This is a genomic window from Metamycoplasma cloacale (genome assembly GCF_900660735.1).
In the GTDB taxonomy this organism is placed as follows: Bacteria; Bacillota_I; Bacilli_A; order Mycoplasmatales; family Metamycoplasmataceae; genus Metamycoplasma; species Metamycoplasma cloacale.
In genome coordinates this window covers 496,213-517,553 of sequence record NZ_LR215049.1, presented here as the reverse complement: position 1 = coordinate 517,553, position 21,341 = coordinate 496,213, and the positions used below count along the sequence as shown (strand labels likewise).

At 27.3% G+C, this 21,341-nt stretch carries 15 protein-coding genes; all 15 read left to right on the top strand.

Features of this window, described 5'->3' with window-relative positions:
• Positions 1 to 50: 50 nt before the first annotated feature.
• The 15 genes from EXC28_RS02385 (at position 51) to EXC28_RS02320 (ending at position 21,324) form a co-directional block, all read left to right on the top strand.
• A complete protein-coding gene (locus EXC28_RS02385) occupies positions 51 to 1,376 on the top strand; it encodes a C1 family peptidase (protein ID WP_029330067.1) in 1,326 nt (441 codons plus the stop codon).
• 110 nt (positions 1,377 to 1,486) lie between these two features.
• Positions 1,487 to 1,786, top strand: a complete 300-nt coding sequence (locus EXC28_RS05860) for a 4'-phosphopantetheinyl transferase superfamily protein (RefSeq protein WP_029330069.1) — start codon at positions 1,487 to 1,489, stop codon at positions 1,784 to 1,786.
• Between the two features lie 9 nt (positions 1,787 to 1,795).
• Positions 1,796 to 2,593: a lysophospholipid acyltransferase family protein gene (locus tag EXC28_RS02375; protein ID WP_029330070.1), complete on the top strand. Its 798-nt coding sequence runs from the start codon at positions 1,796 to 1,798 to the stop codon at positions 2,591 to 2,593.
• An 11-nt stretch (positions 2,594 to 2,604) separates the two neighbouring features.
• A complete protein-coding gene (locus EXC28_RS02370) occupies positions 2,605 to 3,417 on the top strand; it encodes a segregation/condensation protein A (protein ID WP_036437369.1) in 813 nt (270 codons plus the stop codon).
• Positions 3,407 to 4,027: an SMC-Scp complex subunit ScpB gene (gene scpB, locus EXC28_RS02365; RefSeq protein WP_029330074.1), complete on the top strand. Its 621-nt coding sequence runs from the start codon at positions 3,407 to 3,409 to the stop codon at positions 4,025 to 4,027. Before EXC28_RS02370 ends, scpB begins: the two co-directional genes overlap by 11 nt.
• Positions 4,020 to 4,907: an RluA family pseudouridine synthase gene (locus EXC28_RS02360; RefSeq protein WP_029330077.1), complete on the top strand. Its 888-nt coding sequence runs from the start codon at positions 4,020 to 4,022 to the stop codon at positions 4,905 to 4,907. The genes scpB and EXC28_RS02360 overlap by 8 nt, the downstream gene beginning before the upstream one ends.
• Before the next feature lie 8 nt (positions 4,908 to 4,915).
• Positions 4,916 to 5,209 (top strand): Asp-tRNA(Asn)/Glu-tRNA(Gln) amidotransferase subunit GatC, encoded by a 294-nt coding sequence (locus tag EXC28_RS02990; protein WP_029330079.1) that lies wholly within the window; start codon positions 4,916 to 4,918, stop codon positions 5,207 to 5,209.
• Complete coding sequence (locus EXC28_RS02355) at positions 5,210 to 6,535, top strand: amidase family protein (RefSeq protein WP_029330081.1); 1,326 nt, start codon at positions 5,210 to 5,212, stop codon at positions 6,533 to 6,535.
• The gene (gatB, locus tag EXC28_RS02350) at positions 6,528 to 7,943 is read left to right on the top strand and encodes an Asp-tRNA(Asn)/Glu-tRNA(Gln) amidotransferase subunit GatB (protein WP_029330083.1); all 1,416 of its coding nucleotides are present in this window, start codon (positions 6,528 to 6,530) and stop codon (positions 7,941 to 7,943) included. Before EXC28_RS02355 ends, gatB begins: the two co-directional genes overlap by 8 nt.
• Positions 7,943 to 9,097 (top strand): YhjD/YihY/BrkB family envelope integrity protein, encoded by a 1,155-nt coding sequence (locus EXC28_RS05855; protein WP_051622552.1) that lies wholly within the window; start codon positions 7,943 to 7,945, stop codon positions 9,095 to 9,097. Before gatB ends, EXC28_RS05855 begins: the two co-directional genes overlap by 1 nt.
• Positions 9,098 to 9,120: 23 nt before the next feature.
• On the top strand, positions 9,121 to 10,128 hold the full coding sequence (locus EXC28_RS02340; protein WP_029330086.1) for a hypothetical protein: 1,008 nt from the start codon (positions 9,121 to 9,123) through the stop codon (positions 10,126 to 10,128).
• A 2-nt stretch (positions 10,129 to 10,130) separates the two neighbouring features.
• Positions 10,131 to 15,005 (top strand): valine--tRNA ligase, encoded by a 4,875-nt coding sequence (locus tag EXC28_RS04495; RefSeq protein ID WP_274540949.1) that lies wholly within the window; start codon positions 10,131 to 10,133, stop codon positions 15,003 to 15,005.
• 109 nt (positions 15,006 to 15,114) lie between these two features.
• Positions 15,115 to 17,037, top strand: a complete 1,923-nt coding sequence (parE, locus tag EXC28_RS02330) for a DNA topoisomerase IV subunit B (protein WP_029330089.1) — start codon at positions 15,115 to 15,117, stop codon at positions 17,035 to 17,037.
• Positions 17,038 to 17,044: 7 nt separating this feature from the next.
• A complete protein-coding gene (locus tag EXC28_RS05850; RefSeq protein WP_029330091.1) occupies positions 17,045 to 19,846 on the top strand; it encodes a DNA topoisomerase (ATP-hydrolyzing) in 2,802 nt (933 codons plus the stop codon).
• 284 nt (positions 19,847 to 20,130) lie between these two features.
• Positions 20,131 to 21,324, top strand: coding sequence for an endonuclease (locus tag EXC28_RS02320; protein WP_051622554.1), 1,194 nt, complete (start codon positions 20,131 to 20,133; stop codon positions 21,322 to 21,324).
• Positions 21,325 to 21,341: the final 17 nt, after the last annotated feature.

The window sequence follows — 21,341 nt, the reverse complement described above, 5'->3', positions numbered from 1 at the left end:
AAATCTTATATTTAATTTATGCTAAAATTATTAATTAATAAGGAGTTAAAATGAAAAATATTACACAAGAATTATTAGAAAAATTCGAAAGAGCATATAATAACGACCCAAAAAACGCCATTATTGAAAACGCCATTATCAAAAGTGGAATTCGTGATTCTTCATTAAATAATGAAGTTGTTAAAAAACATACATTTACTTTTTCAAATGAAACAAAAATTGGTTCAATTACAAACCAAAAATCAAGTGGAAGATGTTGAATTTTTGCCGCTTTAAACGAAATTAGAGTTGAAATGATGGAAACTCTAAATGTAGAAAATTTAGAATTAGCACAAAATTACATTCACTTCTTTGATAAATTAGAAAAAGCAAATACTTATTTAGAATTCATTATTCAAGAAGGACTTGAATTAGATAATGAAGATCGTTTATACAGATTAATGAACCAAGATCCAGTTCAAGATGGTGGTTATTGAGAATTCTTTATTAATATCATTGAAAAATATGGAATTTGTCCAAAATCTGCAATGAATGAAACATTCCACAGTGAATCAACTCATGTTCTTCTAGAACAATTAAATTGAAGATTAAAAGCTTACACATCAAGAATGAGAGCTGCTTATAAAGCGCATAAAAACATTACAGAAATTTACAAAATTAAAGAACAAGCATTAAGCGATGTATACAATATTTTAGTTAAAACATTAGGTCATCCGCCAAAAACATTCACATTTGAATACACAGATAAAGATAAAAAATTCCAAAGAATTTCAAATATTACACCAATGGAATTCTTTGAAAAATACGCTAAAGAAACAATTGAAAACAAAGTTGATTTGGTTTGCGATCCACGTGAAGAACACCCAAAAAATACCTTCCTATCAATGAATTATTTGAAAAACAGAAGTGATTCACCACATATTAAAATGTTAAACGTTGACATTGATGTTATGAAACAAGCAATCATTGATCAAATTAAAGACGGCAAAACAGTTTGATTCGGTTGTGATGTTGGAACTTATTCAAACTCTAATTTAGGAATAATGGATAGTCAATTATATCTATACGATCAAACCTTGACTAAAACACCTGAATTTAGTAAAAGAGAAAGATTTGAATCAAGAGCATCTTTATTAAGTCATGCAATGAACTTCGTTGGAGTTAATTTAGATGAAAACGGTAAACCATTGACTTGAAAAGTTGAAAACTCATGAGGAGATTCTACTGGTAAAAAAGGTTTATTTTCAATGTCGGATCAATGATTTGATGACTTCAACTACATGGCAATTGTAGATAAAAAATACTTACCAAAAGAAGTGCTGGAAGCATTTGATAAAGAAGCAGTTGAATTATCTCCATTTGACCCATTAGTTTAATTAAATAGCCACTAAAATAGTGGTTATTCTTTTTTTATTGTAATATTAGCGATAAATTTTAATATTTTTCTATAATTTTAAATATTAAAATATTTAATTAAAGAGAAATTATGATTGGAATTGACTTAACAAAAATAAAACGCTTTAAAAATTTAAGTTCAAGAGCGGTTGAACACATATTAGCCCCTAAAGAAATTGAAGTTTATAAAACTTTGAATAAATATCAAAAACCAGTTTTTTTAGCTACTCGTTGAGCTTTAAAAGAAGCTATTTTTAAAGTGGATAATCGTTATGGAAATTTTAGTTCAATTGAGATTACCAAACATGAAAGTGGTAGATATTTATTTAAAAATTTTAATTTATCAACAACAAACGATTGCGGTTTTGTAATTGCTGTTGCCTATAAATAAGGAGAAATTATGAAATTAAAAACTAGAATGTTTTGAAACATATTACCAATTTTGAGTTTATATTGAAATATTCAGTTAAAAGCACGTAAAAACAAAAGAATGCCTGAATATATCTCAAAAGTTGAAAGAAATGAATTTTTGCAAAAGAGATTTAAAAGTATTCTTAAATATCTTGGAATTAAAGTAAATGTTAAAGGATTAGAAAATGTTCCAGACGGAGCATGTTTAATCGTTCCTAACCATTCAACATATTTAGATGCTTTGATTATGACAGTTGCAATGAATAACAATGGAAATGTAGATATTAAAAACAAAATTTCATCATACATTGCTAACTCATCTGTTCAAGATAAAAAAGGTATTGCTTTAGTTGCTTCATTAATGGATACATTCTATTTAGATATGGAAAAACCAAGAGAAGTTGTAAAAAACTTATACGATTTTGGAAATTTTGTAAAATCAACTAAATCATGTGGTGTGATTTTTGCTGAAGGTACAAGAACTAAAGATGGCAAATTAGGTGAATTTAAACCTGGTGCTTTTAAAATAGCGCAAGATTGCTTTTTACCAATTGTCCCTGTAACTATTAACAACGCAGCAAATGCTTTGGATAAAAACAGAGAAGGCATTTTAGAAGTTGAAGTTATTTTTCACAATGCAATTAAACCAGCTATGGTGAATACAGTAAAAACAAGTGATATTGCTGAAATTGTTAAAAACACCGTTGCATCTGCATACATTGAACAAACAATTACATCAGACGAAACAATTAAAAACACATATACAAAAAGAGCTCACAAAAAATAGGTATATAAATCATGCAACAAGAATTAAAGAAACCAGAAATTAAAGAAATTTCAATAAATCAAGAAAACGAAGTTAAAGAAGAACGTCCATTAGCAGAGAGACATGTTTTTAAGTTAAAAAACTTTGATGGACCACTTGATTTATTGGTTCATTTAATTAAAGAAAAAAACATTGACATTTTTGATGTCGATTTAGCTGAATTAGCTACCCAATATTTAGAAATTATTAAAGGTCTTGAAGCTTATGAATTTGATATTGCATCTGAATATTTAGTTATGGCTGCAACTTTATTGCAATTAAAAGCAAGAATTATTCTTCAAGATCCAGAAGTTGAAGAAGAAATTAAAGAAGAGAAAAAACGTCTATTAGAGCAAATTGCTGAATATGAAAAATTCAAAGAAATTTCTTTAGTTCTTAAAAAGCAAGAAGAAATTAGAGGTAATTACTTTACAAAAAATCCAGATGATATCTCTGAATTTGCAAAAGAAATAGATAGCACTGTTTTGGATGGACATGCAAATAGTTCAAGGTTAGTTATTGCCTTAAGAAAAATGTTTGAAAGAACATATGCTGAATTAATTAGAAATGTAACTATTTCAACAATTGCGGTTAGTCCTGAAGAACAAAAGAAAAGAATTTTAAAACTATTTAAGAATCGTAATGAAGTTGATTTTAAAGAAATATTTGATGTTCCAACAGTTGGACATTTTGTCATTACATTACTTGCAATTTTAGATCTAGCAAGACAAGAGATTGTTGTTATGGAACAATTAGAAAATGAAGGGTTAATTAAATTCTATAAAGGGGTGGAATATGAAGAATAAAATTATTGAAGCATTATTATTTGTTCAAGGTAGCGAAGGACTATCAAGCGAACAAGCGAAAGATATTTTTAAATTAAATACAGTACAAGAAGCAAGAAGATTATTAAAAGATTTTCAAAAATACTTTAACGAATTAGATCGCGGCATTAAAGTTCATGAGTTTAATGATGTTTTTAAATTTTTAACAATTGAAGCTGTGAAGGAACAAATTTCTGAATTAGTTACAATTGTACGTAAACAACATCTATCAAATGCTTCAATTGAGGTCGCTGGTATTGTTGCTTATAAACAACCAGTTACACGTTCAATGATTTCAAATATTCGTGGAATTGTTAGTGATAATATTGTTGCTAACTTATTGGCTAAAGGAATTATTGAAGAAGTTGGTGTGGCATCTACACCAGGAAATCCGATTCTTTATGGAATTACTAATAAATTCTATGATTATTTCAAAATCAAAACATTAGCCGAATTACCTCCTTTCCCCGAATTCAGCAGATATACAGATGAAGCAATGGAGGAAGAATCATTCAACCTATTTGATTCACAAAGACAAGAGGAACAAGATGCCAACGTTTTAATGACAACAGGGGATGAAGAAAATGAGTAATTTTATTATCCTAAAACCTAAAAAAGACGATGTTGATCGAACTTTATTTAAATATTTAGTAAAAATTTTTGACAACGTTCCAATTTCAAGAATTGAAAAAAGTTTTCGTCAAAAAGATATTAAAGTAAATGGCGTAAGAAACAATAATAAACAATACAAAGTTCAACTAAAAGACGAAATTATTGTATATGGTTTAGAAAATGTATCAAAACCATTTGAAAGACAAGATGCTAATATTAACTTTAAATTAATTTATGAAGATAAGAATTTGCTAATCGTTGATAAAGCAATTAACGTTGCAATGCATTCAGAACCAAACTGTTTAGACAATCAAATTCTTAAATATCTAAATTACAAAAAAACTAGTTCATTTACACCGGCATCAATTGGAAGAATTGATAAAAAAACTAGTGGTTTAGTGGTTTATGCAAAAAACTATAAAACATTAGTTGAATTTGACGCTAAACAAAATAATTTCGAAAAAATTTATCAATTCGTTTCCGATTTCAATGAAGAAACGATTGTAAAAAATAGTAAATCAATCAATGGACGTATTAATCCTAAATTAGAAATAACTGTGAGATTGAAAAAAGAAGTTGATAAAGAAAAAATGGTAGTAGATCCAAATTTTGGAGTTAAGGCTAAAACTATTTTTTGAATTGAAAATAATAAAAAATATGCTCAAATCTTGACTGGAAAAAAACATCAAATTAGAGCAACGCTTGAATATCTAAAAACTCCTATTTTAGGAGATATTAAATATGGTGGAGAAAGAGCGAAACGTTTATTTCTACACTCATATTCAGTTAAATTCAGTGGTTTATCTGAAGAATTTGCTGAATATAATAATCAAATTTTCATAGCACCTACTAAGTGATAAGGAGAATTATGGATAAAGAAAAAATTTATAAATTAGCTAATGATTTGTTATTTATACCATCAGATGATGTTGTTGCAATAACCAATGAATTGCATAGTGCAATTGACCTAGCTTTAGAAGAACTAGCGTCAATTGATTTATCAAATGTCAAACCAATGAGTCATATTAATGAAAAACCAATTGATTTTAGTCTTTTAAGAAAAGATGAAGTTAAATTAGATTATTTAATTGCTAAAAAAGATTTATTAAATAACGCTTCTAATAAAGATGATAATTTTGTAATTATGAAAAAGGTTATATAAATGAAAAATAAAGGAAATCTATTAAACGCAATTAAAGAATTAAAAGCAGATAAAAATAATGCAGTAGCACATATCTATTCTGAAATTGAAGCAAAACAAGATGGTTGTTTAAAAGACTGTGTTTTTACAATTAAAGATAACTATGCTGATTTAAATGTTAAAGCATCAGCTTCTTCGCTAATTTTAAATAATTTTTATCCTCAATATGAAGCAACTGTATTGAAATTATTAAGAAATGCAGGTGCTATTTCAGTTGCTAGAACACATCTAGATGAATTTGGTTTAGGTGGTAGTGGAACATACTCAGCTTATGGTGTTATTAAAAACCCTTTAAATAATGAATACTACGTTGGTGGTTCTTCATCGGGCGCCGCTGCAACTTTTACTAAAAATATAAGTTTTGCAATTGGTTCTGATACAGGAGATTCCGTAAGAAAACCTGCATCAAATATTGGAGTTGTTGGGTTTAAACCAAGTTATGGTGCAATTAGTCGTTATGGATTGTATAGTTTTGCAACATCATTAGATACAGTGGCTTATTTCACACATAACGTATCTGATTGTATTGAACTATCATCTGTTTTATATCAACAAGATCTGCAACATGACCTAACATCTATTGATTTAAGCTTTGATTTATCAACAATTAAAGAAGTCAAACCTAAACGTGTTGGATATTTTAAAGTTGATAAGCATTTATCTGATGATGTTGTCAAAGCATACAATAACCTATTAAACAAATTAAAATCAGAAAATATTGAATTAATCGAAATTGAACAAGATGAAAATATTCTTAAATCAGTTAATGTTGTTTATGCGATTATTTCATTCAGTGAAGCATCTTCAAATTTAGCAAACCTTACCGGAGTTAATTTTGGTAATAGACACGAAGGTGTTAATTGAGAAGAAACATATAAATTAACACGTTCAAATGGTTTAGGAAAAATGGTACAATCTCGTTTAATTTTAGGTTCATATTTCCTTGAACAAGAAAATCAAATCAAATACTTTGTTAAAGCTAAAAAAATGCGTAGAGTAATTAGTGATTATTTCAAAAAGATTCATAGTGATGTTGATTTATTGATTTTTCCCGCTTCAAGTGATTGTGCACCTAAATTCAATCACGAATACAATGGTGGGTATTGAGATTACATTTTAACCGCAGCTAATTTAACAGGTAATCCTTCAATGACAATGAAATTAGGACAAAGCATAGTTGATAGTATGCCATTTAATATTACATTAGAGACAAACTTATATCAAGACAAAGATTTATTTTCATATGCCTTATATATTGAAAAGTTATTAGGAGGTATCAATGATTAATGATTGAGAATTAGTTATTGGTATTGAGATTCACTTGGAATTAAATACTAAAACTAAAATGTTTTCACCAGCTCCTAATACATATGAAGCTAAAGAAAATTGCAATGTTTCACATATTGACCTAGGTTATCCAGGCACACTACCTTTAGTTAATTCAGAAGCAATAATTAAAGGGATTAAATTAGCAAAAGCCTTAAATATGACAATTGATTCAGAAATTCGCTTTGATAGAAAAAATTATTTCTATCCCGATTTAAACAAAGGCTATCAAATTACTCAACAATTTAGACCAATTGGTAAAGATGGTTTAATTAAAATTAAAGTAAAAGATCAATGAAAAGATATTTTAATCGAAAGAATTCATTTAGAAGAAGATACTGCTAAATCAATTCATGATGATGACTATACTTATTTAAATCAAAATCGTGCTAGCGTTCCCTTAATTGAAATTGTTTCAAGACCAGTTATTCATTCAATTGAAGATGCAAAGGCTTATGTTGAAGCAATTAGATTAACTGCATTAGCATTAAATATTTCAGATGCTAAAATGAACGAAGGTAGCTTACGTACCGATGTTAATATTTCAGTAAGAAAAAAAGGTACAAATGATTTAAATACACGGGTAGAAATAAAGAACTTAAACTCAATTTCAAATATTGAGAAAGCAATTCAATACGAAATGCAATATCAAATCAATTGTTATGAAAATAATCAAACCTTTGAGCAATGTACGAAACGTTTTGATGAACAAAGTCAAACAACTATTGTCATGCGTTCAAAAAGCGATAGCATTGATTATAAATACTTTCCCGATCCAAATATTCCATATATTTCGTTATCAAAACAGTTAATTGATGCGGTTAATATTGAAGAATTACCTTTTGCACGTGAAAATCGTTACTTATCTTTAGGCTTAAACAATGTTCAAATTTCACAATTAATTAATAATATTGAATATGCTAAATATCTTGATTCAATTGAATCCACTGATTTTAAAAAATCTGCAAATATATTCTTTTCAGAAGTTGTTAGTTATCTAAATTCAAACAACTTAAATATTCAAGATCTGCTATTTACTCCAAGAGATTGCAAGGATGCAATTGAATTGTTGAATAATGCAAAAATCGATAAAAAGAATTTCATTAAATTAATTGAATTAAAACAAAATAATTCAGCACATTCAATTATTGATTTAGCTAAAAACAATCAATTATATATTGAATCAATCGTTATAAATATTGCAGATATTGTTGCTGATATTTTGAAAGAAAATTCTAATTTAGAATCTCAATTGAAAACCGATTATAATAAAGCATTAAAATTTATTATGGGTCAATTTATGAAAAAAACTATGGGAAAAGGAAATACTGCTGAACTTAATAAGTATCTAGAGGAAAAATATTTATAATGGCTTGAAAAAGAAAGAAAAATAAAACTCAAACGGGTTGAGAATCCAAAATCAAAAATGAATCAATTAAAAATAACGAAAGTTTAAGCAAAAATCAAGTAATTCAAACAAAGAAATCAAACAACATTTTTGAAAAGATTTTTAAATGAATTATTTATGCAATTTTATTCATTGCAGTTCCAAGACATCTAAAAAGTTCTAAAACAAAAGGGCAAGAGATTGTTAACCACGCTTACGATAAAATGCATTCGCATGAGTTTGCATTTATTCCTGCGGGTTATGCCTTATATCTATTCTTATCATTCATCCCTGTTTCTATATTGATGACTGCAATAATAGGACCAATTAACGAACATTACGATATTGTATTAAGATACGTTATATTGGGTTCTGTTATCCCCGGGATTCAAGATGTTTTACCTAAAATGAGCGATCTTTGATCAAACGCTGGTGAAATTGTAACATTTATTATTTTCATCTTCTCAATCATTTGATTATCTTCAAATGGATATTCAAAATTTGTTCATTCAATTGATGCATTGTATGAACATAAAACCGAAAACAAGATGTGAAAATATCGTTTAAAAGGGATTGTAGTTAGTTTAGTTTTAACATGTGGATTAACATTATTACTTTTAGCATTTACTGCGTTTATGACCTTTTTAATTGATGAAAGTAATTTTGGTGTTTTTCCAAATGAATGAACTGATTTAATGACAATAAAGGATTTAAAATTAACAACACCTTTTTGATTGGTTTATTACTTTACCATCTTTCTATGTCTACCTATTTTTACCTACATTGGATTTCTATTATTTTTCAAATACGCTCCAAGTTTTAAATTAAAACTAAATTACATCCATCCAGGAGCGATGATATCCTCTATACCGACTTCTATATTTATTTTAATATTTGGTTCATTAACCTCAATTATTCGTTATCAAAAATATGGGCCAATTGCTGCCTTTATGTATGTAATTCTACTAACATCAGTTATGTCATATTTTATATACATAGGTGTTATTGTTAATGCAAGCTTTTATAAAGTATTCATTAACGAACCAACTGTTGAAAAAAGTTTCTTTTTCAAGAAACGTCTAAAATCTAACTTTTATAAAAAATATCGTACAGAAGATTACAATATAAAAGAATAATATAATTATTAAAAGGAAACAAAATGGATTTAAAATTACCCGGCGGAATTAGACATTATATTAAATGACTACGTCTTCAATCAGGACTTAGTTATCGTAAATGAAGCTCAAAACGTATCGCGTTTGTGGGTGTTTTAATTGCTATTTCTGTTGTCTTTTTCTTAATATCTGTACGGATTGTGCCTATCTCAGCACTTCCTAGTTTTAAATTCAGTTTCATTGGCTTACCAATAAAAATCACTGGTTTTATTTTTGGGCCAATTGTTGGGTTAATCACTGGAGTTATTGCTGATTTAATTTCGTTTGTATTAATTCCAACATATTATCACTTTTTATATACATTAGCTGTTGGAGTGGCTGGTTTTATTCCGGGAATTTGTGCTTATTATTTCTTTAACTTAAACGAAATATTCTTTTCAAAGAAATACAAAATTTTTAAATACACCGAAATTGTTGAATTCTTTAAGCGTCAATACGATGAAGCTTTATTTAGAAACAGTTCAATTGATATTCAATACTTCTCTGAAAAAATTGCATACTATGAAGTAAAAATCATTTTACTAGAAAATAAACATAAGCCAACGGCAATGATTAACTTCTCGTTTATTTCAACTCTGATTATTTTAGCATTGCAGATATTCGTAATTATTTCAATATTTGCAAGCCTAGATAATTCAATTTTTGAACATAACCGTTTTATTAAAAACAAAACATTCTATATTGTTTTAACAATTTCTGGTTTTCTATTAATGTGTGTCGTAATAATTGTTTATCGTCTATTTTTAAGAAGAAAATATGAAACATTTATTGAAATTATGGCAATTATTTCTTTATGTGCAATATTAGAATTCGTTAATGTTATTTTACTATCATGAGCAGATAGCTCTTCATTAAAAACTGATTTCTGGGTAAATTTAACCGGACATACCTTAACTAGTCCTGTTAAAATATTCTTTAACCTAGCAATTATTTTAGCAACATACAAAATTGTTAATCCATTAGTAAGATCAAAAGAAGAAAGTAGGTTTTAAGAATGGATTTAAACAAAAAAATCACTTCATTAAGAGTTACTAACTTAAAAATGATTGCAGAAAAACAAGGTAAGATTTTATCTTATATTAACAACTTATCATTGAATGCTAACTCAAGCGATATCATCGGTTTTTTAGGAGCCGATGAGGAAACGAAATCTTTAATTTTTAAATTATTAACCCATAATTTTGATGACCTAAAAGCATATCAAGGTTACATCGAATTTAAATCTACAGAAAATTACCATTTAACACATCAAAACCATTTATTTTCAAAAAATGTTGCATATGGTTTTGATCATACTTTCTTAAATAAACAATTAGATGTTAATGGTTTTCACTATATTCGTAATTATTTAAATGAAAGCAATTTAGTTAATGTTTTAAAAAATGACTTTATTAATACCTGAAATAATTCATACGAAGACTTCAAAGTTTATTTAAACAATCGTGCGTCATTTCATTTTTTTGATTTACAAAAATCTAATGAAAAAATTCTAAAATCAATTATTACTTTCTTTAGGGATATGGATATTAAAAATATTAATATTCTAGAACCGACACAATTGTCTGCATTGATTGAAGAAATATATAGAATGCTTAGAAAATTGATTGATTCATTCCAAAAACATGAATATTCTTTAATTGTTTTAGTTGAAAATATTCACCGTAAATACAACCTAGGGGAATCATTTTTAAACAAAAAAGCATATCTAGATGCAAGAAATGCCTTTAACTTAATTGAAAGAAAATATCAAAATAAATACGATTGAAACAAAGAAAAACGTGTTGTTATTGATAAATATTTTCAAGACATTAGAAACAAAAGAGATGTCATTAAACAAGAGATAACAGAAATTCTACGTAAAACTAAATACGATTTAATTCAAGAAAATCGTTACTACAAACGTCAAATTATTCATTCAACTAAAATTTCTTCTTTTTTGCATCATTATAAAAATTACGCAGTTAATAAAAAATTAATTAAGTTTCTTAAAAGCAAATTTAAGCCCTTTTCTTGATTGAAATATGAACATCTAAACATATTAAATGAAGAAATTAATCATATCATTAACGTCATTTCAACAGAAGCGACATTGATTAACTTAAAAATTACTAAAAAACAATTAAAGAAAACTATTAATAAAATTATTAATTTTCACTTTAATATTAAAATCAATTATTTTGATGATGTTATTAAAAGAGAAAAAGAAAATTTGCGCTCTTCATTAACAATTGATGATTTATATAAAAACACTAACATATATTCACAATTCAACCGCGAACGTATCACTCTTGATGATTACAAGAATGCTTTAGATAATTTTCTTGAAATTCAACATGATTATCGTTGAAACGTTGCGACAATTGAAAATAAATTGAAACGTGAAACTGCAAAAAACATTCAAAATGCAAAGGTTTTAAGAAAAGATAATCGTAAATTATTTTTAGAAATTCTTTCTAAAATCAATTCATTATGTAAAGCATTTAATATTGATAATCTAGAAACAACTGATACAAGTAAATTAATTAATTTTGATGCTAAATTAGTAAATAAAATCAAAATTGTTAAGAATATTATTCACATTTTAAAGAAATTATCACAAGACTTTATTGATTTAATTAATTTGTTTAATGACAATAAATGAAATAATGAAAGAATTATACAAATCTTTCTATCAAAATCTATTGTTTACCATACATTTAAAAACGCAAATATTCCTTTTGAAAAAATGGAATTTCCAATTAATTCTTTAACTTTAGATGAAAGAATTAATTTAGAAAAAGCAAAAATATTTATCAATAATCCTTCATTAATCCTTGTAGGAAACAACATCAATTTATTAACAATTTCAAAACAATATGAAATTCTAGATGATTTAAATAAATATACATTGCAAAATAGAGGTATTGCAATCTACTTTTTAAAAGATTACAAACTCGCAAATCAAGTAACAAATTATGTCTATATTATTAATAATTCAAAGGTAATTGAAGAAGGTAGAACCACACAAGTTATGGAAAATCCAATCAATCCTTTGATTAAAAAAGAATTGGGTATATTTGATAAAAAAACTGAAGAAAACTATTTTGAGTATTTCAATTATTTAGATAACTACGAAAACTTATTTAAATATCAAATTGATACTCATCATTACGTTTGATGTACCAGCTTTGAATTAAATAGATGAGTAGACAAAACCAATTTAAAAAACGAATCATTGAAACAACAATTATTTCTTGAACAACCAACTAGTTCAGGTAAAACTAAAAAAATTATTAGCAAAGAGAAATTCGAAGAAACCACTATTATTGAAATATCAAGAGATTTCATTAATAAGATTGGAGAACAAAAAATGGAAAAATCATTTAATCACAAAATTGTTGAAGATCAAAGAAATGAGAAATGAAAGAAAGCTAAATTTTTCATGACACATGACGAAGCAAAACGTCCATTTACAATTATTTTACCTCCGCCTAATGTAACTGGTAAATTACATATTGGACACGCTCTTGATACATATATTCAAGATACAATCATTCGTTATAAAAAACTACAAGGTTATGACGTTATGTGAGTACCAGGCAAAGACCATGCTGGTATTGCGACTCAAGCTGTTGTTGAAAAGAAATTAGCTGAACGTGGCATTTCAAAATATGATTTAGGTCGTGAAAAGTTTATTGAAGAGGTTTGAAAATGAAAAGAAGAATTTTCAAACAATATTACTAGTCAATGAGATAAATTAGGCCTAGCTTTAGATTTTGAAAACGAAAGATTTACTTTTGACACAGAAGCTAATGAAGCTGTTTTAAAAGTGTTCGTTGATTTATATAATGCAGGCTTGATTTATAGAGACAATAAACCAATTAACTGAGATCCGAAATTGCAAACAGCGCTTTCAAACATTGAAGTTGTTTCACGTGAAACTAACCAAAAAATCTATTACATTAAATATCCAATCAAAGATAGTGATCAACATTTAGTTATTGCAACTACAAGAATTGAAACTTTATTCAGTGACGTTGCAGTAGCAATTAATCCAAAAGATGAACGAATTAAAGAATTAAAGAATAAAACAATTATTCATCCTTTAACTAAAAAAGAACTACCAGTTGTTTTATCAGAAACAATTGATCCAACATTCGGTTCTGGTGTAATGAAAGTGTCTGCACATGCAATTGATGATATAGAAATTATTAAGAAAAACAATCTAGAAATCATTGAATGTATTGATAAAAATGGTATTCTAAATGAACAAGCAATGGAATTCAAAGGTTTAGATCGTCTTTCTGCGCGTGAATCAATTTATATTAAATTAGAAAATGAAGGTTATATTGACAAAGTTGAACAAACCAAATCTGCTGTGGGTTATTCAGAACGTTCAGGTGAAGCAATTGAAATTCTTGTACAACCACAATGATTTGTGAAAATGAATTTCTTATCACAAAAATTATTGAAACATTTTGAATCAGTAGATGGTGTTAAGTTCATACCAGAACGTTTTGCAAAAGATTTAACTCGTTGAATGACCGATACATATGATTGAACAATCAGCCGTCAAATCTGATGAGGCCATAGAATTCCTGCTTGATATAAAGATGATGAAGTGAAAGTTCAAATTGAAAATCCCGGTGAAGGTTGAGTTCAAGACAATGACGTATTGGACACTTGATTCTCTTCAGCATTATCACCTTTTGTTTTTCTAGGATGACCACAAACTGATATCAAAATCAAACGTTACTTCCCGACTGACGTTTTAGTAACTGCTTATGATATTATTTTCTTTTGAGTTGCCAGAATGTATTTCCAAAGTTTATATTTCATGAATGAAAAACCATTCAAGGAAGTATTAATTCACGGAATTGTTAGAGACGCCGAAGGTAGAAAAATGTCTAAATCATTAGGCAATGGAATTGATCCTATTCAAGTAATTGATGAGCAAGGTTCTGACGTTTTAAGAATGTCATTAATCTTCAACTGCGCTCCTGGTCAAGATATTAACTTTAGTGATGATAAAATTCAAACTGCACGTTTATTTATTAACAAATTCTGAAACATTGCAAGATATATTTCTTCATTACCGATTGATACCAAAGATGAGATAAACTTCAAAAAACTTGATTACTATGATTTATGAATTTTAGCTAAATTCCAATTATTTAAACAAAGCATTTCAAACTGCATGGATAAATATGAATTTAACTTAATTTTTAAATATGTTCAAGATTTCATTGTCAATGATTTATCAAGTTGATATCTAGAATTTATTAAATTTAAGAATAATAATAAATTAGTACATTGATTATTTAGAGAAATTCTAATCTTAATGCATCCATTTATGCCATTTGTTACTGATTACTTATTTGAATATATTTTCCATGAAGAATTACTTGAGGCTTCATCATTGCAATTTGAAGTTGTTGATGAAGAAGTTGCTAATAAGATTCAATCAATTATCAATATCATTACAACCTTAAGAAAATATCGTGAAGAAAAACATATTTCAAAAGCAGAAAAGTTATACTTTACATATAAAAACATTGATTTAACACAAACAGATATTGATATTATTAAGAAATTAACTAATTACGAAATTCAAGATAATAACGACTTTATGATTCAATTGCCAAACGATATTTCAATCAATATCAAAATGAGTGATGAACAAAAAGAACAAGAAATTAAAGATTTATTAAAATTAATTGCTGAAACAAAAAAAGAGATTGAATTTAATAAAAAAATGCTTGATAATCAATCATTTATTTCAAAAGCGCCAAAAGCAACAATTTCTGAAAAACAACAAAAACTTGCAATGCATACAAGCAATTTAGAGGCTTATGAAAAAGAATTAGCAATTAAGCAAAATAGAAAATAAGGCAAATGTCTTATTTTTTTATACTTGAAATTGCTATAAATTTTAATAACATTAAAATTTATTTAATAACAAAATTAAAAGAAAATTAAATTTTAATATAATTTAAGGCATGAATAATAATTATCAAGCAAACGATTTACAAGTTTTAAAAGGTTTAGATGCCGTAAGAAAAAGACCTGGTATGTATATTGGTTCCACCGATGCTACAGGTTTACATCATTTAGTTTGAGAAATAGTAGATAATGCTTTAGACGAAGCACTAGCTGGTTATGCCAATACAATTTCTGTTACAATGAAAAAAGATGGTTCAATTGTCGTAGAGGATAATGGAAGGGGAATCCCTGTTGATATGCATAGTAGTGGTAAAACTGGTGTTGAATTAGTCTTTACTGAACTACATGCAGGTGGTAAATTCAATGAAGGTGTTTATAAAACCAGTGGTGGTCTTCATGGGGTTGGCTCATCTGTTGTTAATGCATTAAGTACAAGGTTAACTGCTGTAGTATATAGAGATAAAATTGAATATGAAACCATTTTTGAACAAGATACAATCGTCCAAAGAACTAAAAAAATTGCTACAACTACTAAACACGGAACAAAAGTTCAATTCTGACCAGATGTCAATATTTTTAAAAAAGCAAAATTTTCTGCAGAAATTATTAAAGAAAAATTAAGAGAATCAAGCTTTTTAATTCCGAACTTAAAAATATTTTTTACATCTGAAATTAGTAATGAAAAAGTTGTTTTTGAAACAAATGAAGGTATCAAAGAATATATTAATTTTGTTGGTGAAGGTAAGACTTTTACTAGCGATGTTTTCTATATCAAAGGTAATGCTAAAAACATTGATATGGAAATAGCGTTAGTATATACCGATAATTACAACGAAACAATATATAGCTTTGTTAATAACGTTAAAACCAGAGATGGTGGAACACATGAAACAGCCTTTAAAACAGCTTTAACCAAAGTAATTAATGAATATGTTTCACAACATAATTTATTAAAAGGGAAAAATAACTCTTTTGAAGGATCTGATGTAAGAGAAGGATTAATAGCTGTTATTTCCTTAAAAGTTCCTGAATCAATATTAGAGTTTGTTGGACAAACTAAAGATAAATTAGGCACTCCGGAAGCACGTGAAGCAATTGAGGATTTTTTTGGTGAGAAATTCAAATTCTATTTAAACGAAAACAAAAAAGAAGCTGACAAAATTGTTTTAAGAATTAAGAATGCCTTTGAAGCAAGAATTTCTGCTAGAAATGCAAGAAATGAAGTTCGTAAATTAAAAACTAAATTAGATAATAAAAAAATTCTTTCAGGTAAATTAACTCCAGCACAATCTAAAAACCCTAAAGTTAAAGAATTATTTTTAGTTGAAGGTGATTCAGCTGGTGGTTCTGCTAAATTAGGTCGTGATAGAGTAACGCAAGCGATTTTACCATTGCGGGGGAAAGTAATTAACACAGCTAAAGCTAAATTAAGTGATGTATTAGCAAATGAAGAAATTGCAACAATTATTAATACAATCGGTGCTGGTATTGGGGAAGATTTTAATATCAAAAACGCTCAATATAACAAAATAATTATTATGACTGACGCTGATACAGACGGAGCACATATTCAAGTTCTATTATTAACTTTCTTCTATCGTTATATGAAAAAGTTAATTGATGAAGGAATGGTATATATTGCATTACCACCATTATATAAATTTTCTGTTAAAGGAAATAATGGTAAAGACTATTATGTTTGAGAAGAAACTGAATTAAAAGAATTAATGCAAAAATATTCAAATTATGAAATTCAAAGATATAAAGGTCTAGGCGAAATGAATGCCGATCAATTATGAGAAACAACAATGGATCCTAAGACTAGATCAATTATTAGAGTAAACATCGATGATGAAGCATTAACTGAAAGAAATGTTTCAACATTAATGAGCGATGATATTGTTGGTAGAAAAGAATGAATTAATAAATACGTTGATTTTAGTAATGATGATGATTTTGAAATAAATCCAAAGAAATAGGAGATGTATGTCAAAAAACAGAAAACAAGAAATAGACGAAGTCATTGAATCAATCATTGATAAAAATATGATTGATGTTATGAGCGATCGTTTCGCTAGATATTCAAAATACATCATTCAACAAAGAGCTATTCCTGATGCAAAAGATGGTTTAAAACCAGTTCAACGTAGAATTCTATATTCAATGTGAAATTTAAAACTAAAGAATAACCAACCATTTAAAAAATCAGCCAGAATCGTTGGTGATGTTATTGGTAGATATCACCCACATGGTGATTCATCAATATATGAAGCTTTAGTTAGAATGTCACAGGAATGAAAGAGTAATTATCCTTTAATTCAAATGCATGGTAATAAAGGTTCAATTGATGATGACCCAGCCGCTGCTATGCGTTATACTGAATCTAGATTGGAAAAAATTTCTGAATTATTGTTATCAGATCTTGATAAAAAGGTTGTTCCATTAGCCCCTAACTTTGACGATACTGAATATGAACCAATTGTATTACCTTCTTTAATTCCCAACTTATTAATCAACGGAGCAAAAGGAATTGCGGCTGGTTTTGCTACAGAAATTCCTCCACATAACTTAAATGAAGTTATTGACGCAACTATTCATTTAATTAATCACCCAACTGCTTCAAATGAAGATTTAATGCAAATTGTTTTAGGCCCTGATTTTCCAACTGGTGGAATTATTCAAAACATTGAAGGTATTAAACAAGCTTTTGAAACAGGTCAAGGAAAAATTTATATTTCTTCTAAATATAGATACATCTATGATTCAAAAAACGAAGAAAAAATCGTGGGTGTTGAAATATACGAAATTCCTTTTGGGGTAATTAAATCTAAAATTGTTACAGATATTGATACTTTAGTTTTCGACAAAACAATTAATGGAATTAAAGAAGTCAGAGATCAATCAAACCGTGAAGGTATTTCAATTTATCTTGAATTAAATGATGATGCAAATGTTGAAGCAATTATGAATTATTTATTAAGTAAAACTGATTTAAGAATTGCTTATAACTACAATATGGTTGCAATTTGTGATAATGCACCTAAATTAATGAATTTATATACGTTGATAGGAACGTATTTGTCACATTTAAGAGAGATTAATACAAACGCAATTTTATTTGATTTAAACAAATATAAAATGCGTCTAGAAATTGTTGAAGGATTTATTAAAGTAGCTGAAATTTCTGATGAAGTAATCAAGGTTATTAAAAATAGTGACAATTCCAAAAAGGGTGTTATTGAAGCATTAGAAAACACATTCGGATTTACTAACCTTCAAGCAACCGCAATTGCTGAATTAAGATTATATAAATTATCAAGAATGGATCAAATTGAATACATCAATGAATCAAAAACCTTAAAAGAAGATATCAAACGTTGCAATTTATTATTAAATGATCCTAAAGAATTTGATAAATATTTAATTAATCAATTAAGTGATATTAAAAATGAATTCGGTAGAGCGAGATTAACTGAAATTTCTGATGATAAAATTAATACAAACGTTGATGTTAAATTGCTTGCTAAAAAAGAAGATTATTATTTCTTTATTTCAAAAGAAGGATATTTCAAACGTTTATCAGTTAAAGCATTTGCTTCAAATGAATTAAAAACATATAAATTAAAAGAACAAGATAATCTACTTTATTTCAACAAAATTAATTCATTATCAAAATTGATTTTCTTTACTAATTTAGGAAACTTCTTCGTCATAGATGCACATATTTTAAAAGAATCTAGTTGAAAAGATTTAGGTATTCATATTTCAACTATCGTTGCTTTAGATAATAATGAAAAAATCATTCGTGTTTTAGATGTTTCTTCATTTGATTCATACGTCTCATTATTGTTCATTACTAAAAAAGGAATGGCAAAACGTGTTGCGATCAATGAATTTGATTCAAAATCATTGAACAGAAAACGTAATTGTATTAAATTAAAAGGAAATGATGCATTGTTAGACGTTAAAATCACTAACAAAGAAAAAATGTTAATTTTATTAATCACTGGTGGTTTATACTATCTATTTAAAAACCATAGTGAAATTCCACTATATAGTTTATCTGCATCTGGAATTAAATTATTATATAAACTAGATAATGATCAGGAAATTGAAGGGTTCTCACCAATTTCTTATAACAATAAATTAGTAATTACAACAACAGAAGGGCAATTTAAGATTGTTAAATGTGATGAAAGTTGATCTCTAACTTCAAGAATATCTAGAGGTAAGAAATTCTTTGATCATCTAAAAAGTGTTAAATCACAAATTTCAAATGTTGAGGTATATACAAAAGATCTGCAATGTTATTACACAAACGCTAATAATGAATTAGAAAGTTATGATTTAAAAAACGTTGATTTAACAGAAATCAACACACCTATTTCCAGAACAAGATTAAATAATTTCAATGCTTCAGCTACCTTAATTCAACCAATTACAATTTATGAATTACCAGAAGAGAGTATTGAAGAAAGAAATAAAATCCGTTTAGAAAATAATTTAGTTAATACTCAAACCATTGAAACTACTTTGTTTAAACATCAATACATTTACGATGATGATTTTTATAATGAAAAATCTAATTTTGAAATTAAAGAACAAACATTAGAACAGGACATCCCATTGTTTGAAGAAACACCTGATTTTGTTGAACACAAAAAAGAAAAACAACCAAAAGAAGAACACATTGCAACTAAAGAATCTGTTCAAGAAAAATTAGATAAAGTAAATGAAATTAATATTGATGATTTGTTAAATAAAATAAAAGACCTAAATAAAAAATAGTTTATAATATTTTAATATTATTTGATCAAACAATATTTATAAAGGATTACTATGAGAAAAGATGTAAGAGCTCGTAATAAAAAAAGAGCAGAAGAAAGAAAAGCTAAGTTAGCAAAAGAAAGAGCAAGAGACGCAAGAAGAGCAGCTAGAAAAGCTGAAGCTGAAAAATAGTATTGCTTTTTCTCATTCATTATTTATTAATCGAAAATAGGATATTATCCTATTTTTTATTACTTTGATATAATTAAGATAATAAATTTTCTAAAAACGCAAAGGATTTTATAATGAATAAGAAATATTTATTTAGAACGCTATTGTGTGCTCTACCACTTTCTATGCCTTTAATTGCTGCTTCTTGTGATCATTCAGAAATAAAGGTTCAAATTAATGAAGATCTAAATCATCTTGAATTAAAGACGCATTCTTCAATCAATGGTAAATCAATTAATGCAATTACTAAAGAAGATTTCTACTTTTCACAATACTTTGATTACTATGAAGTTGTTTATAACATAGAAAAACAACAAGATTACATTGAAGTGCTAGCAAGATTACGTAATGTAAATACAGGCGAAGAATCAATTACAAAACGTTTTAGATATAGCGTATCAAACAATCCAAATACCAATGGTAATAATATAACCCCTGAAACTCCTTCTAATGTTGAAGTTAATCACAATTTAAATTATGATTTAAGTAATAATTATTATGCCTCATTAAACAATTTAGAAGGTCAAAATTTTGTCGAACAATTAAGAAATTTAACACGTTCAAGCATTAGAAATTATTCATATTTCAATTTATACGACATCTATGTAGATGCGTTTGTTGATAAATATTATGAAAATAATGGAACTGTATTGGATATATATACAGAAAATATCAATGGTGCTGAAAAAGAATATAGATGAAGCAATAGAGGCTCATCTGCAAATAATGAAGGCCAAGGAATTAATAGAGAACATATCATTCCTCAATCATGATTCGGTAAAGAAGTACCAATGGTAGCAGATGCTCACCATGTATGACCAACTGATATCTATGTTAATAAAATGCATGGTAATTATCCATATGGAACTGTAGTCAGTGCTTCATATATTTCAAAAAATGGAACAAAAGTGGGAACATCAGCTGAAGATGGGCAACCAGTAACAGAAGTTATCGATGAATTTAAAGGAGATGTCGCAAGAGCTATTTTGTATTTTGCTTTTGCTTATAAAAATGAATCAATAACACAAAAAGCCGAAGCATCAAGATTCTTTAATAGTAATAATGAAATTAGAAAACCATTTTTAGACACAATGATTGCTTGACATAAACTAGATCCGGTTAGTCAATTTGATTTCGATAGAAACAACGGAATAGCTAAACACCAAGTCAATCGAAATCCTTTTATTGATTATCCTGAATTAGTTGATGTAATATTTGGAAATAAAAGTCAAGGATATCAATTCATTAATAAAGGAATTGTTAAATAGATTTATGCAATAAAAAA